The 15,318-nt window shown below is 59.7% G+C and carries 13 protein-coding genes and 1 tRNA gene; 8 read left to right on the top strand and 6 right to left on the bottom strand.

Going from position 1 to position 15,318, the window contains the following annotated elements:
• Positions 1-3: 3 nt before the first annotated feature.
• On the top strand, positions 4-1,662 hold the full coding sequence (gene leuA, locus SPHI_RS00275; protein ID WP_076742905.1) for a 2-isopropylmalate synthase: 1,659 nt from the start codon (positions 4-6) through the stop codon (positions 1,660-1,662).
• A gap of 223 nt (positions 1,663-1,885) precedes the next feature.
• Here the strand turns inward: leuA and SPHI_RS00270 are convergent, their stop codons facing one another.
• The 3 genes from SPHI_RS00270 to folE are packed head-to-tail and all read right to left on the bottom strand — an operon-like array spanning position 1,886 to position 3,562.
• Entirely contained in the window at positions 1,886-2,236 is a 351-nt protein-coding gene (locus SPHI_RS00270; protein WP_076742904.1) for a dihydroneopterin aldolase, read from the bottom strand.
• Positions 2,229-2,990, bottom strand: a complete 762-nt coding sequence (locus tag SPHI_RS00265) for an SDR family oxidoreductase (protein WP_076742903.1) — start codon at positions 2,988-2,990, stop codon at positions 2,229-2,231. Before SPHI_RS00265 ends, SPHI_RS00270 begins: the two co-directional genes overlap by 8 nt.
• The gene (gene folE, locus SPHI_RS00260) at positions 2,987-3,562 is read right to left on the bottom strand and encodes a GTP cyclohydrolase I FolE (RefSeq protein WP_233130556.1); all 576 of its coding nucleotides are present in this window, start codon (positions 3,560-3,562) and stop codon (positions 2,987-2,989) included. Before folE ends, SPHI_RS00265 begins: the two co-directional genes overlap by 4 nt.
• Positions 3,563-3,836: 274 nt before the next feature.
• Between folE and SPHI_RS00255 the strand changes: the two genes are divergently transcribed.
• Positions 3,837-6,818: a TonB-dependent receptor gene (locus tag SPHI_RS00255; RefSeq protein ID WP_076742901.1), complete on the top strand. Its 2,982-nt coding sequence runs from the start codon at positions 3,837-3,839 to the stop codon at positions 6,816-6,818.
• A 54-nt stretch (positions 6,819-6,872) separates the two neighbouring features.
• On the opposite strand, the gene fghA is transcribed toward SPHI_RS00255, so the two are convergent.
• Positions 6,873-7,706: an S-formylglutathione hydrolase gene (gene fghA / locus SPHI_RS00250; protein WP_076742900.1), complete on the bottom strand. Its 834-nt coding sequence runs from the start codon at positions 7,704-7,706 to the stop codon at positions 6,873-6,875.
• A 208-nt stretch (positions 7,707-7,914) separates the two neighbouring features.
• Here fghA and SPHI_RS00245 point away from each other — a divergent pair, with 208 nt between their 5' ends.
• From SPHI_RS00245 to SPHI_RS00230, 4 genes are all read left to right on the top strand, one after another.
• Entirely contained in the window at positions 7,915-8,196 is a 282-nt protein-coding gene (locus SPHI_RS00245; protein ID WP_076742899.1) for an SWIB/MDM2 domain-containing protein, read from the top strand.
• 120 nt (positions 8,197-8,316) lie between these two features.
• A tRNA-Arg gene (locus tag SPHI_RS00240) sits at positions 8,317-8,393 on the top strand.
• 367 nt (positions 8,394-8,760) lie between these two features.
• Positions 8,761-9,408 (top strand): HAD family hydrolase, encoded by a 648-nt coding sequence (locus SPHI_RS00235; protein WP_076742898.1) that lies wholly within the window; start codon positions 8,761-8,763, stop codon positions 9,406-9,408.
• 1 nt (position 9,409) lies between these two features.
• On the top strand, positions 9,410-10,483 hold the full coding sequence (locus tag SPHI_RS00230) for a helix-turn-helix domain-containing protein (protein ID WP_076742897.1): 1,074 nt from the start codon (positions 9,410-9,412) through the stop codon (positions 10,481-10,483).
• A 178-nt stretch (positions 10,484-10,661) separates the two neighbouring features.
• Here SPHI_RS00230 and SPHI_RS00225 read toward each other — a convergent pair whose 3' ends face one another.
• A complete protein-coding gene (locus SPHI_RS00225) occupies positions 10,662-11,204 on the bottom strand; it encodes a recombinase family protein (protein ID WP_076742896.1) in 543 nt (180 codons plus the stop codon).
• 352 nt (positions 11,205-11,556) lie between these two features.
• Between SPHI_RS00225 and SPHI_RS00220 the strand changes: the two genes are divergently transcribed.
• Both SPHI_RS00220 and SPHI_RS00215 read left to right on the top strand, forming a co-directional pair.
• Positions 11,557-13,182 (top strand): DUF262 domain-containing protein, encoded by a 1,626-nt coding sequence (locus tag SPHI_RS00220; RefSeq protein WP_076742895.1) that lies wholly within the window; start codon positions 11,557-11,559, stop codon positions 13,180-13,182.
• A 94-nt stretch (positions 13,183-13,276) separates the two neighbouring features.
• Complete coding sequence (locus SPHI_RS00215) at positions 13,277-13,981, top strand: PIN-like domain-containing protein (RefSeq protein ID WP_076742894.1); 705 nt, start codon at positions 13,277-13,279, stop codon at positions 13,979-13,981.
• A 485-nt stretch (positions 13,982-14,466) separates the two neighbouring features.
• Here SPHI_RS00215 and SPHI_RS00210 read toward each other — a convergent pair whose 3' ends face one another.
• Entirely contained in the window at positions 14,467-15,042 is a 576-nt protein-coding gene (locus SPHI_RS00210; RefSeq protein WP_076742893.1) for a hypothetical protein, read from the bottom strand.
• Between the last annotated feature and the right edge of the window lie 276 nt (positions 15,043-15,318).

The following is a 15,318-nucleotide window of genomic DNA, read 5'->3' as shown; positions in this document are numbered from 1 at the left end:
ACCATGCTGCGCGACCCATCGACCAAGTACCGTCCCTTTCCGCCGATCCAGATCGCCGACCGCACCTGGCCTTCCAAAACGATCACCCGCGCGCCGCGCTGGCTCTCGACCGACCTGCGCGACGGCAATCAGGCGCTGATCGATCCGATGGATGCCGAGAAGAAGACCCGCTTCTTCGACCTGCTGGTGAAGGTCGGCCTGAAGGAAATCGAGGTCGGCTTCCCCTCCGCCGGGGCGACCGAATTCGATTTCATCTCCGGGCTGATCAAGCAGAATCGTATCCCCGAGGACGTGAAGATCCAGGTCCTCACCCAGTCGCGCCGCGACCTGATCGAGACGAGCTTTCGCAGCCTCGAAGGCGCGCATTCGGCGATCGTCCACCTCTACAATGCGGTCAGTCCTGCCTGGCGCCGCATCGTGTTCGGCATGAGCCGCGAGGAGGTGAAGGCGATCGCGATCGAAGGCGCCAAGGTGCTGCGCGACGAGGCGGCCAAGCAGCCGAATGTCGACTGGCATTTCGAATATAGCCCGGAAACCTTCTCCACCGCCGAAGTGGATTTCAGCATCGAGGTCTGCGCCGCGGTGATGGACGTACTTCGCCCCACCGCCGAGCATCCGCTGATCCTCAACCTGCCCGCCACGGTCGAGTGCGCGACGCCCAACGTCTATGCCGACCAGATCGAATATTTCGGCCGTCACATCCCCAATCGCGAAGCGGTGGTGATCAGCCTGCACACGCACAACGACCGCGGCACCGGCGTGGCGGCGGCGGAGCTGGGGCTGATGGCCGGCGCCGATCGCGTCGAGGGTTGCCTGCTCGGCAATGGCGAGCGCACCGGCAATTGCGATCTCGTGACTGTGGCGCTCAACATGTACACGCAGGGCGTCGACCCGCAGCTGGACCTCAGCGACATCGACGCGATCGTGAAGACGGTGGAATATGCCACCAACATCCCGGTGCACCCGCGCACACCCTATGCCGGCGATCTCGTGTTCACGGCGTTCTCGGGCAGCCACCAGGACGCTATCAAGAAGGGCTTCGCCGCGCAGGAAGCGCGCAACGACGATCTTTGGGAGGTGCCTTACCTTCCCATCGACCCCGCCGATCTCGGGCGCAGCTACGAAGCGGTGATCCGCGTCAATTCGCAGAGCGGCAAGGGCGGCGTTGCCTGGGTGATCGAGCAGGACAAGGGACTGAAGCTTCCGAAGCGGCTACAGAGCGATTTCAGCCGCCACGTCCAGGCGCTCGCCGACGAGACGAGCCGCGAGCTCAACGCCGCCGATATCTGGGGTGCGTTCGAACGTGCCTATCTGCCGGGTGAGAGTGATCGTTTTGTGCTGCGCGATTATGACGAGACCGGCAGCGCGGGCGATCGCCTGTTCGTGGGTCGGATCGCAATCGACGGCGAGGAACGCTCACTGTCCGGGCGCGGCAACGGCCTGATCTCGGGCGTGATCGCAGCGCTGGCGGACTCGACGGGGCCCAGCCTCGACGTGATCGACTATGCCGAACACGCCATCGGGCACGGTGCCGGCGCGCAGGCGGCGGCGTATCTGGAGTGCCGCACCGCCGACGGCCGGACGGTGTGGGGCGTCGGTATCGATACCGATATCGCGACTGCCAGTGTGCGCGCAGTGCTGAGCGCGGCGAATCGAAGCTGAGTTCGACGGGCGCCGGAAAAGGAAAATAGCCGAAACACTGCTTCCCTGTCCGGCGGCCCCCAAACATTCATCCGGGCGGGGCGCGGCGACCGCCCGATTATGCCAGCACTAGGTCCCAAACGAGAGGCAGAGGACGGCGCGCGTTCGGCACGCTGCCCTCGCATCCACCGATCCTAGCGGACGGCGAACACGGCGCCGCCCCGAGCTCGAACGAACAACGGCTTCACCGTCCGCGCACCACCTCGCATCCAACCCGCGCGTCGGGATATACATCGAGCTTCATCGATCGGACGCGCACTTGGCGTACGCGCGCGTCGGCGAGGCAAAGCGCCGCCACTGCGTCCACCAGCGTTTCTTGCAGGGCAAACCCCGGTCCCGCGGCGAGCGCCAGCACGCCTTCGCGCACAAAGTCGTAGTCGAGTACCTCCTCGATCGCATCCGCACGCGGCGCTCCGGGGTATGAGGCGGTCATCTCAATGGTGAGCCGAACGCGTTGCGGCTCCGCCTCGTGCGGATGAATGCCGAGGCGGATCGGCACCTCGAACCGTTCCAGGATGATCGTATAGTCAGCCAAGCCCCAATCCTCCGCGCCCCCGCTCGAACATTACGTCCGAATCCCGCTTCAGAAAGCGTTGGCCGCTATCGACATACAATGTCTGGCCCGTCACGCTTGGCGCGGCGAGCAGATAGAGGACCGCCGCCGCTACCTGATCGGCGCCCACGGGGCGTCGCAAGAGATTTTCGCGTGCGACATCGGCGAAGTCGGCGACGCTCTGATCGCCACTCGGCAGGGTAAGGCCCGGCGCCACCGCATTCACCCGCACGCGCGGAGCAAAAGCCATAGCCATCATCTCCGTCGCGCCGGAGAGCGCATATTTGGTCAGCGAGTAGGAAAAGAAATCCGGGTTCGGGTTGGCGAGTTTCTGATCCAGAAGGTTGACGACGGCGCCACCTTCAAGCCCGGTTTGCCCGGCCAGCGCGGCGGCAAGCAGCGCGGGCGCCGTGCAATTGATCGCGTACAGCCGAGCAGCCAGCATCGGGTCAATCGCTTCGGGCCGGTCCTCTTCAAACTTCGAGGCATTGTTGACCAGCGCGTGGATTGGCCCGCCCGCTGCATCGATAGCCCGTGCGAACAACGGATCGATCGCCGCCGCATCGCCCAGATCACCGCCCACGGTCACTGCGCCGATTTCCGCCGCCAAGGCGCGGGCCTCGTCTTGCGAGCCTCCGTAGTGGATGACGACCCGCCAACCCGCGCCCGCACAGGCGCGCGCAATCGCAGCGCCAAGCCGCTTCGCCCCCCCCGTGACCAGAACGGTGCGGCTCACGCCCTGCCCTGCATGCCCATCAGCGCCAGGACTTCCTTGCGGCTGCGTTCGTCATCGCGGAACACACCCATCATCCGGCTCGTCACCATCGAGACACCCGGCGTGCGCACCCCGCGCGCCGTCATGCAGGCATGGCTTGCCTCGATGACCACGGCGACGCCCTGCGGCTTCAGCTCGTTCCAAATGCAGTCCGCGACCTCAGCCGTCAGCCGCTCCTGGACCTGAAGGCGGCGGGCGTAGGCATGAAGCACCCGCGCCAGCTTCGAAATGCCGACAACGTGGTTCTTTGGCAAATAGGCGATGTGCGCGCGGCCGATGATCGGCGCCATGTGATGCTCGCAATGCGATTGGAACGGGATGTCGCGCAACAGCACGATTTCATCGTAACCACCGACTTCCTCGAACACCCGTGCGAGATGATGCGCAGGATCCTCGGCATAGCCGGCGCAGTATTCCTTCCAGGCGCGTGCCACTCGTTTTGGCGTGTCGATCAGCCCCTCACGTGAGGGATCATCGCCCGCCCACCGCAACAAGGTTCGTATCGCGTCCGCAACATGGTCGGGAACGGCCATCTTGCCGTCCTCAGCTACGATATCCCCCTCATTCGGCGAACCTTTAACGTTCATCAAAGAAAAACCCTTGTGCAATGCAACGTGTTCCTTGCTGCAATGAAGCAAGCGTTCACATTGGCTACTGTTTCATTTTCGTCACAAAAATGATGTGACGTGCATTTCTGCCGATCAAATCCGTTTGACGTAAGAAATGTTATGCCGCTACGTTTCAGCTCGCAAGTTGTACACCGCAGATCGGCGCAAAAGCCGGCGGCGGATCCAGGAGAGGATGTCAATGCGCAAGATCGATCTGCTTTCTGCCTCTGCCATCGCGTTGATCGCGATCCTTCCTTCCGCGGCGATGGGCCAGGGGCAACCGGCACCGACCGGCGGGTCACCGGCCGGCACCGTGCCGGTCGGGCAGGACAGCGGTTTTGGCTCGGATATCGTCGTCACCGCCCAACGCCAAGCCCAGACCTTGCAGGAAGTGCCGATCGCCGTCTCGGCCTTCTCGGCCGAGGCGCTAGACGCGCAACAGATCGACAACGCGTCCGACCTACAGCTGACGCTCCCGAACGTGACCTTCTCGAAGGGCAATTTCACCGGCTCCAGCTTCACCATCCGCGGCATCGGCGATCTGTGCGTCGGGATTTCGTGCGATGCCGCAACCGCGATCCACATCAACGGCACACCGCTGCTCGCGACGCGCATCTTCGAAACCGAGTATTTCGATCTTGAGCGGGTCGAAGTGTTGCGCGGCCCGCAAGGCACACTGTTCGGCCGCAACGCGACCTCGGGCGTGATCAACTTCATCTCGGCCAAGCCGCGCACGGACGCGTTCTCCGCTTCGGGCGACTTCGAATACGGCAACTACGATTCGATCCGTGCGCGGGGCGTGATCAATATGCCACTTAGCGAAACCATGGCGGTGCGGGTCGCCGGCTTCTACCTCAATCGTGACGGCTATACGAAGAACACCTTCCTCAACACCCGCATCGACGGCCGCGACATGTACGCTATCCGCGGTTCGTTCCGCTGGGAGCCCTCGGTCGATACCACCTTTGACCTCATGGGCTATTACTTCCGCGAGGACGATAACCGCCTGCGCATTCAGAAGCAGGTCTGCCAGCGCGATCCAACAGGCACGCTCGGCTGCCTTGCCGGGCGCCGTGATCCAGCACGCAGCAACACTAACTCGAGCTTCACCGGAACGCTGGGTTCGCGCGAGTTCCTGGCGATTGCCGGTGGGCCGACCTTTGCAGCGCTCGGGCTTAACAGCCTTTACGGGCCCGATGCTTACGCCGGCTACCTCGACTCGCCAGATCCACGCGTGATCGCGTCGGCAACCGATCCCACCTATTTCACGGACGAATTGCAGATCCAGGGCCGGCTCGAACATAATTTCGGCCCGATCAAGGCGCAGGTAACTGGCTTATACCACAAGACGAAAGTTGAATCGTCGCAGGATTATTCGCTCGGCGTCGGCAATTCGCAGGGTATCATCCCGGGCCTCACCGCGCTGTCGGCATTTGCCGCCAATCCGGCGCTCGCCAACTATTTCCGTCCGATCGTCAATGCGCTGATCCCGAACGGCGTCAATGGTGGCGTCTGTACCTCGCTGCCTGAAGAAACGGGCCTGGGGTCGTTCGGCGGCTTCAAACGCTGCGCTGCTACCCCGCTGGCGTTTGACCGCTCGAACCAGCGCACAGAGGCATGGTCCGCGGAAGGCATCGTGTCGTCGGACTTCGATGGCATGTTCAACTTTCTGCTCGGCGGTATCTACGTCGAGAACAAGCTGAGCGACGGCGACTATTACGTGAACGCCTTCCCGATCGACTATGTCACTGGCGTCCTCGGCAGCTTGCAAAGCCTTGGCGGCGCGGCGAATGGTGTCCCGCCAAGCTTCCTCGGCACGCCGTTCTTCCGTAACGCTACGCCCGAGTTCAAGCTGCAGTCCTATGGCATTTTCGGCGAGGCGTATTTCGACTTCAACGACAGCCTCAAGCTTACGTTGGGCCTGCGCTATAACAACGATCAAAAAACGGTGCGCGCGCGCAGCACGCTTGCCAGCTTCCTGGTGCCTTACAATCAGACCGGCACCGCCTACGACTCCCCGTATTTCGGGCTGTACGATGCCGATCCGGTCGTGCCCGGGGTCCAGGCTGAGCAGTTCCGCAATCGCACGTTCGATGCGTTCACCGGCCGCGCGGTGCTCGACTACAAGATCACGGACGACAACCTGGTGTACGCGTCCTACTCGCGCGGCTACAAGTCGGGCGGCTTCAATCCGGCGGTGCAGGTTCCCGGCCTGACCATCCCGGACTCGTTCCTGCCGGAAAGCATCGACGCCTTTGAAATCGGTTCAAAGAACACCTTCGCAAACGGCAAGCTGACGCTGAACCTCACGGGCTTCTACTATAAGTACAAGAACCTGCAGCTCAGCCGTATCGTCGCGCGCTCGTCGATCAATGACAATATCGACGCCAACATCTGGGGCGTTGAGGCCGAAGCGGTGATGCGGCCAGGTCCTGGCTGGGTCATCAACCTTGGCGCGAGTTACCTGAACACCAGCGTTCAGGAAGAAAGCCCGTTCATCAATCAACGCGACCCATCGGGCGGCGATCCCAACACGGTGATCATCAAGGACATCGGCGCAGCGTTCAACTGCGTCGTTCGTGGCCCCACCGCCGCCGCTGCCGAAGCGTTCGTCACCGCCGCCAATAATGCGATCAATGCGTCGCGCGGCCTCACCGCCGCCAACGGCCTGCGCGGGCCGCAAGCGTATCCAAGCGACAGCAATGTCGGGGCCAGAAGCGGTGCGTTCAGCCAGTGCAGCACGCTGACCACCCTTGCGTCGAATGGTGCTCTTAACCCGGGCGGCCTGATCCAGGTGGTTGATGGCATCGGAGTTAGCATCAAGGGCAACTCACTGCCGCAGGCGCCGATCGCCAAGTTCTCCGCCGGCGTGCAGAAGACGTTCGACTTCAGCAACGGCATGAGCTTCGTGCCACGGGTCGATCTCACCTACACCGGCGAAAGCTACGGCAACATCTTCAACGGACGCGTCAACCGGATCGAAGGCTATGAGCAGGTCAACGCACAGGTGCAGCTGAACGGGGTGGATGAGAAATGGTATCTTCGCGGCTTCATCTCAAACGTCTTCGACAATAATGCGACCACCGGTTTGTATCTGACCGATCAGTCGTCCGGTCTGTTCACCAACATCTTCACACTCGAGCCGCGCCGCTATGGTGTGGCGGCGGGATTCCGCTTCTGATCGTCGAGCGGTCTTTATGAGTACTACCTACGGGCCCCTCGGGGCCCGTTTTTTTTACTGGAGCCGTTCCGCGGCCCAAGCAATATGATCATTCATAAACGTCGAAATGAAATGGTAGCTGTGATCATATCCGGCTTGCATCCGCAGCGTCAGGTTGATGCCGGCCCGCTCGCACGCACGTTGCAGCAGATCGGGCTTGAGCTGGTCGGAAAGAAACGGATCGCTTGCGCCCTGATCGACCAAAATCGCCTCCACCCGAGCGCCATCGTCAATCAACGCACACGCGTCATACGGCAGCCACGACGCTCGATCAGCCCCGAGGTAACCGCCCAGCGCCTTCTCACCCCATGCGCAATGCCGCGGCGAATTAATCGGCGCAAAGGCGGAAACGCTGCGAAAACGACCGGGATTGCGCAATGCCACCGTTAGCGCGCCATGGCCGCCCATGGAGTGCCCGGTGATCCCCTGACGGGCAAGGTCGGCCATCGGAAACTCGGCGGCGATGAGGCCCGGCAGCTCGTCTTCGATATAGCTTCGCATGCGGAAGTTGGCGCTCCACGGCGCTTCCGTCGCATCGACATAGAAGCCGGCACCCTGTCCGAAATCCCAGGCCGTATCGTCCGGCACGCCTTCGCCGCGTGGGCTCGTGTCCGGCGCCACGAAGATGATGCCGCGTTCGGCACAGGCCCGACGATACTCGCCCTTGTCGGTAACGTTGGCGTGGGTGCAGGTGAGGCCCGACAGATACCATAGCACTGGCAGTCGCGCGCCTTCGTCATGCGGCGGAACATAGACCGAAAAGGTCATGTCGGTGCCGGTGGTCGCAGCGGCATGACGGTACACGCCCTGGGTGCCGCCGAATGCCTTGCTTTGGTTGACCGTTTCCATTTGCCTTACTCCTGCGGTTCGGCCGCCGCTTAGCGGTGGCGCCCGGCTGTGACCACCGCTTCGGCGGCAGCCCGGACATACCTCCCGAGACACTCGCAGTCACAGGGGCGTGACAAGCGGTGCAAGGCAGCGCACAAAGGCCGTCACGCTCGCGAAACGGCGTGATTCCGCGAGATGCCGAATGACCGGCGCAACAGGAAGGAAAACAATGGCTACGAAGACCAAGACTGAGGAAGGCAAGCCCAAGACCGGCGGCATTCACGCGCCTGTCCAGCCCTCGCCCGAACTCGGCGCGATCGTCGGCACCGACAAGCTGCCGCGCAGCGAGGTGATCAGCAAGGTGTGGGAATATATCAAGTCCAACAACCTGCAGAACCCCGAGAACAAGCGCGAAATCCTCGCCGACGACAAGCTCCAGAAGGTCTTCGGCAAGGACAAGGTGACGATGTTCGAGATGAACAAGTACATTTCGGCACACGTGAAGGCGTGACATCCCGCAGGACGGGCGTCGCGCGATGCACGCCCGTCCGCTACGTCGGTGAGCGAGCGGCAGCAGGCGATCATCGCCGCGATTGACCCGCACGGACCTGCGCCGTAGCTAAGCCTGCGTGCCCCCGTAGCTCAGCAGGATAGAGCGACGGTTTCCTAAACCGCAGGTCGTGAGTTCGAATCTCGCCGGGGGCACCATTCTAACAAATTCAGAGACTTAGGAGGATTGGGGAGCCGCGCTCTCACAGTTCCCTCTCACACTTTTAGGTGTTAGCTCTCGGCCCAAGCGCCTCGACACCGACCCGCGTCCCAAGATGCCCTCACGCTGAAAGCACCATGTCGCTCGCTTGTTCGGGTCCTGTGTCTCCGGCGATCGAGCGCAACTTTGAAAAGCGCGCGGATGTCGAACCTCTCCCGACACGTTCCGTGACACCGCTGATCGTCACGACGGCGGCTGCGGCGGCTGCTAGTGATGCGGTATGAGGCCGACCCAGCGACTAGGACGCTTGCGCACTTTAATTTTTCGTGTCACATATGAGGTGGAGAAAATTAAAGGGGCGTCGTCATGCATGCTGTTCGCATTTTCCATAGCCCTTCGGACGTCGCCAACCGGCTATCGCAATTTGGTATCGTTGCCGAGGATGTAAATCCGCTCATCGAGGCCGTGGTCGCCGCCCGCAATGACGTCGTGTCCGCTGATGCCCGAACGGCAGCAGGCACGAAGGCATACCTTGCCGGGGTTCGGCATCTACGCTTCCTGTTCCTTCCGAAGGGCTGGCAGTCTGATAGCACCAATGGCGTGGAGTCGGTCGTTCATGTCGAGACCGGGATGCGGATCGTCTACCAGTCTGTCGAAAGCGCGTGTGTCGCCATCCGCGGCCCGCAGCCCATCAACGCGAAGGGTCCCGCGGCCGAGAATGCGATCAAGATGGGGCAAGGCGTGCTATTCCGCGATGAGGAACTGCCTGAGGTGGCACCCGAGAAGATTGCGGATCTGAACTCGATGCTCTGGTTCCTCTGCGTGTCGGTCAACGACGAGGATGAGGAGGACGTGCGTGCGGAGCTCTCGCTGCCAGCGGCGATCGAGAGCGGCCAGTTCAAAGGGTTTCTCGAACGGATCTTCATTGTTAAGGGCGGCGACTGGAAAGCTCGGAGCCCGGTGATGACCCCCGAGGATGACGGCGCTTACGAGTTCTCGATCGCGCGAAAGTAGCATGCAGTTCAATCCGGCACGACTTGAGCTGGCGATGGATCGCCGGCGGCTTACCGCGCGCGCGCTTGCTGAGCTCGCCGACGTGACAGTGGTAAGCTTGTCGCAGATCAAGACCGGCAAGCAGGTGCCGCAAGAGACGACAGTGCAGCGTATCGCTGGCGCGCTCGATTATCCCGTTGCGTTCTTCCATGGGGCTGACGTCGATACACTACCTGCTGCGGCAGTCAGCTTCCGCAGCCTGTCCTCGGTGACCCAGCGCGAGCGAAAAGCGGCGATCGCCGCAGGTGGGATCGCTTACCTCGTGGCTGACTGGCTGCACTCGAAATACACGCTGCCCAGCCCGAAGCTTATTGATGCTGGGGCTGAGCGTGATCCGGCGACTGCGGCGCGCGCGCTCCGTCAGGCTTGGGGCCTTGGCGAAAAGCCCATCTCCAACCTCATTAAGCTGCTTGAGGCGAAAGGTATCCGAGTGTTCTCGTTGGCTGAGAATACGAAGAACGTTGACGCCTTTTCCTGCTGGAGGAATGACGAGCCCTATATCTTTCTCAATACTTTTAAGACGACGGAACGCAGCCGCTTCGATGCGGCACATGAACTCGGCCATCTCATTCTACATAAGCACGGCGGGTCGAACCAAGGGCCACAAGCCGAGTCTGAGGCCAACTCCTTCGCAAGTTCTTTTCTAATGCCACGCGCCGATGTGCTGTCGGAGATGCCCCGCGTTCAGTCGCTGCAACAGATCCTCAGGGGCAAGAAGCGATGGGGCGTATCGGCGGCGGCGCTAACTTACCGACTTCATAAGATCGGCTTGATTACCGACTGGCAGTATCGGAACTTCAATATCCAGCTGCGTACCGACTATGGCAGCAGCGAACCTGACTCCATGCAGCGAGAAACGTCTACGCTATGGAAGATGGTGCTAGACGACCTGTGGGACCAGAAGCTGACGCGCGCGGACATCGCCACCGGGCTCAACATTCCTCATGGGGAACTTGAGAACCTCCTATTTGGCCTAACGGCGGCGTCGGACCGACCGCCGCTGCGCAATGATCGGCCAGCGCTTTCCGTCGTCTAACTCATATCCTTTCACGACCTATTCGCGCGAGTCCGATTCGGTTATCGCCAATGTGTCCTTGTCGCCGGTGGATGGCAGAGGCGCGGGGCTAACCGCCGCATCGGCTCCTTCCGGGTCAGTGCGCGCGAGCAATCCTAAGACTTTCATTTCCTAGGATCAGAGGCAAGCGCAGCGACGATCACCCACTCAATGCACGATACACGCTCGCACGACCGATCCCGAGTTGCTTCGCGATCTCGCTCCCACCGAGACCCTGGTCTCGCAGCGCCCTGACGGCACTAGCATCCACGGACGGCTTACGACCCTTATAGACACCCGCCGCCTTGGCTCGGTCTATCCCCTCGCGTTGACGCTCACGACGAATGTCAGCTTCAAACTCCGCGATCGATGCAAGCACACCTAGCAGAAGCTTTCCCGTTGAGCTGGTTGTGTCCATCCCACCCTGTTGCAGGCACTGAAATGACACGCCCTTATCCGCCAACTGCTTCACGATGTTGTGGAGGTCGGTCGCAGACCGCGCGAGGCGGTCGAGGCGGGTCACCACCAAGGTATCGCCCTCACGCACAAACGACAGCGCGTCGGCAAGCTCTGATCGCCCCGACGTAGTCGTGCCACTTCGCTTCTCTGCGAATATCCTCTCGCAATGGGCCGCCTCCAATGCGGCGAGCTGGACGTCCAGCGACTGCCCCACCGAGGAGACACGCGCATACCCCACCTTCATGCTAGCTCCGTCTCAATAGCTTCCAGACCATCGCACCGTGGTGCCCCAAAAGTGCGGCGTCAACCCTATTGAGACTGATTGGCGGGGGGCTAGTGTCTCAACATCGCGCCTCGCATACCTATACTTCAAAGGGACACTGCTTGAAGAGGCGCTAGGCGCATGGCTCAGCGATTTGAGGCAGCAAGCGGCACAGCTTGGCTTTCGACGAAGTTCCAGCCTTGCGCGGTACGGTGACGAGTTTGCATGGCTACTGACAACGCTGAGCGCGTTTGGTCGTCGTCGCCACTACCGACTTGCCGCGGCGATCGCTGCGTGTAACGTGGACCCGAACCTGAACGACATGTGAGACGTAATGGACACCCCCCTAAACGCGTCTGCCAGTAGCGCCGGTGCGGTCTTCTCTAATAACATGTTTGAGATACCGCGATTTCAACGCGAGTACTCTTGGGGAGAAGACGAAGTTGATGATTTTTGGACAGACTTGAGGGGGTCGCTCGAACTCGAATCGTACTTTCTTGGCTTGATGATCTTTACGACCCCGACTTCGACGGCGCATGGCCGCAAGCAGGTAGTAGACGGGCAGCAACGTATAATAACGATAAGTCTTCTCGCTAACGCTCTATACCACGAGGCCCTCGCTCGCGATCGCAAGGCGCTTGCCGAGCGCATACAGGCGGCATTCCTAAGATCAATCGACTATGACTCTGACGAGGAAGTATCACGAGTAAAACTTAGCGATCCTAAGGACGACGCTACTTTTCAGTCTATACTCACCAGGGGCATGGCGGCCGCCGCCACTGAAGAGGACGGGTCCGTCTCCGCAAGGATGATCGCGTCCTACGACTTTCTCGTCAAACGAGTGCGAGAAGATCTTCGCCCGGATCCCTTCAAGCGGCTGGGCCGCTGGACTGACTTTCTCACTAACCGCTTGTATCTGGCCGTCTTCGTTCACCCAAACCCTGAGTCTGCATATCAAGTATACGAAGTCATCAATACTCGCGGGAAGGATCTTACCACTGCTGACCTTCTAAAGAACTATGTTCTAAGTCAGTCTGGAGTAAACCAGTCACAGCGATATGAGCAGTGGCAAAGTATATCGAAGCAGTTTACCACCGACGGTGGGAACAATCTTGTACAGTACATTCGCCATGTCGTTACTGTAGAGAGTGGATACGTTCTTCCAAAAGACCTGTTTGGCTTCATTGCAGGTAGAATGACGCTTGGGGATCGCATTCCACCCGCTCCGCACCGGCTTATGGAGCTGTTAAGCGATCGACTTCCCTTATACTTGCAAATGATAGATCCAACCGCCGGGGGGCCGGCAGACTCAGAAGCGCTAGGTGTATTCTCTGCACTCAATAGTCTCGGTGTTTTGACCGTACGGCCGATTCTACTTGCATGCGCTGGGACCGCCGATGCCCAGCAAGGTATGGAGCACATACTCAAGCTCGTTGTCCGTCGAATGGTTGTCGGGAACCTCGGTACCGGTAATGTAGAGCGCAAGTTTGGGGAGGCAGCGAAGTCTATCCGTGAGCATGGGGACTGGCACGCTATGGTGGATAGTCTTCAGGATCTAAATCCGCCCCGAGATGAGTTTGAGAGCCGCCTAAGAAAAAGGTCTCTCAATAAACAGGTACTTCAGTTTCTGAGAAGATCTATCATTCAAAACACGGTAACGCCCAACGTAGACGGCTTTCTTCACTTCATCTGGGTCAAGAATCCGCCATTCGGCGACCTGCCGGAGAACGAGGGCGCTTTCTGGGCCTCAACCATCGGAAACACGTTTCTGTCGAAAATAGAGAAGCGGCCGAAAACGGTAACGGACTGGCCGAGCTTCAAACAAGGCATGCTGCCCACCGCAGCGGATGGTGAATGGACCTTACAGCTCGGCAAAACCGACGCATGGGATGCGGCGGCGATCGAAGCTCTGGGATCTGACCTAGCAGCCGAAGCAGGACGGATCTGGTACGATGCCTAACTCGGAACCAGCGCTCGATCCGTCGCTGTCAAGAGTTCGTGACGTTCTTGACCGAGCAGTAGAAGTAGATGCCCTTTCGTCACTAGCGACTGCGATGCAGTTCGACATCGGGCACGCTTCTTTAGAAAAGACTGTTATCGCCCTCGACGCCAATGTCATGCTTCGCCTTATTGCTCACCCACGCAGTGCCGACATCGTAGACTATCTAAGAACGAGCTTCCCTGGAAAACTCATTCTACCCGGCCAAGTTATACAAGAGTTCTGGAACAATCAATTTCAAGCCATAGCTACAAAGTCAGCAGACATAAAGAAGAAGTTCGATGAATTAAGCAGATTGATGGAGGGGATTGACAGTCGATTTGAGGCATTTTCCGCCAGGTTCCAGGAGACGGTCAAAGACTTCAACGAGACCTTTGGTTATGTTTTTGACGATAAGATAGTAGGCAAGACGAGAGTCTTGATAAGCCTTCTCCAAGAGAAAGCCATGGTTCCGTTCGTGCCAAGAAATGCACTAATAGATACGGCATTATCAAGGAAGAGAACTAAGACGCCGCCGGGCTTTAAAGATGATCTGGATGGCGATTTTTACGTATGGTCAGATCTCCTGTTCGGCCTTTCGAGATTGCACCAATCGGGGGTGGAGATAGAGCGCGTAAGTTTTGTAACACTGGACAAGAAGATAGATTGGAGCAGAGATGGCGTGCCTCATCCGATTCTAACATCGGAAGTTCGAGCCATCTGCAATGCGTCGTTCGAGACAATCACCATTGATGCCATTGCGAAGAGATTGCTGGATTGATCAATTTCTTCCAGTCTGCGGACGCGGTCTCTGGATTGCTATAGGCTACACTAGTGATCACTCGCGGGACGATTGAGATCATGCTTGCGCCAAGCTAGGGGCGACGCGACCTCCATTACGCTTCTGACGTAACATGCATCGTCAGGGCCTACAAACGTCAGGCCTAGGTACATGGTTGACAAAGAATTCGATATTTACGTCAATTTAAGACCAACTTCCGTCAACCATTGTCCAATGCCGAATATCTCTCTAACCCGCTTTAAAGCTAGGTTCATCGGGCGCTTTCTGTAGATACAAAGCAAAATTCTTTGCCGTCTTTCGTTAACGTCGGCGGCCGAAACCAAATATCTGGCCCACCCCGAACACCCACCATCACGCCGTTTTGGTCGGACGTGTCGAGCTTGCCGCCTCTACATTCTCGACCAAATGTGAAAGCCACGCCGCGGATGCACAAGCGTGCTCAGGCAATTACTGCTCATGGGGCGTCAGGGTGCTGACAGCCCAAGCCGGTGATAATCAACTGCAAGGATCACCCATCCGGCAGCTGTATAGCGACCGACACCCTCGACTCCGCGTGACTCGGCTTGGTGGCCGTGCCGGACGAGGCCCAGCGTGCGCCAATGATCGTGAGTTAGAGGGATCCAGCCACCCGGCAGCGCATTCGGATCGTCCAGGTAGGCGGTGAAGATCTTCGCGGCGCGATCCCAATCTCGGGCGAAGATCACGTATTCATCGCCGTCGTCGTCAGTGAAGTTGTGAAGCTGCATTGGCGTGGGCCCGGTGGATTGCGGCGGCCGTTCGCCGGGCGGCAAGATTAGCCAGCTGCCGTCAAGTTGCAGGTGTCCTATCCCCGGGACGTTTCGATCCAGCGCGGCTTGCAGATGATAGCTGGCGGCGCCGGCCAGCGGCATGAAGCGCGGGACAACGGACACAGGCGTGGAGCCAAACCCGAACCCCAAGTCTCGGTGGAGCTCAGCCATCTCACTGGCTCTCCACGAGTTCGGCGCGAAAACCAGAACGTGGAAATCAATTTCATCGTGAGCGTCGAACATCTGCTGCATCGTCATCTCCTTCGTAGTCGTTGAAGAAAAGACTGTGCAGCGATCCCCGCGTGGATGCGGGTGGGCAGCGACTTTGCTTTGAATCACCCGCCGAGCGCGCCCAGAGCGATGATGCAGTGCCTGGGTGACCCGTAGGCCTGGTTCAGGCGGGTCGACGTACTCGCGGCCCTTGAGCGCAACCGCAACCTAGCAGTGTTAATACCGCGATCGTGGGGAAAGGACGCACAAGCTTTCATCACAGCTCGTTCGACGCCCGCCTCTCACGACCACAACGTA

It is taken from the genome of Sphingomonas jeddahensis (genome assembly GCF_001981525.1).
GTDB classification, from domain to species: domain Bacteria; phylum Pseudomonadota; class Alphaproteobacteria; order Sphingomonadales; family Sphingomonadaceae; genus Sphingomonas; species Sphingomonas jeddahensis.
The sequence above is the reverse complement of the archived record's forward strand: the minus strand, read 5'-3'. Positions and strand labels throughout refer to the sequence as shown.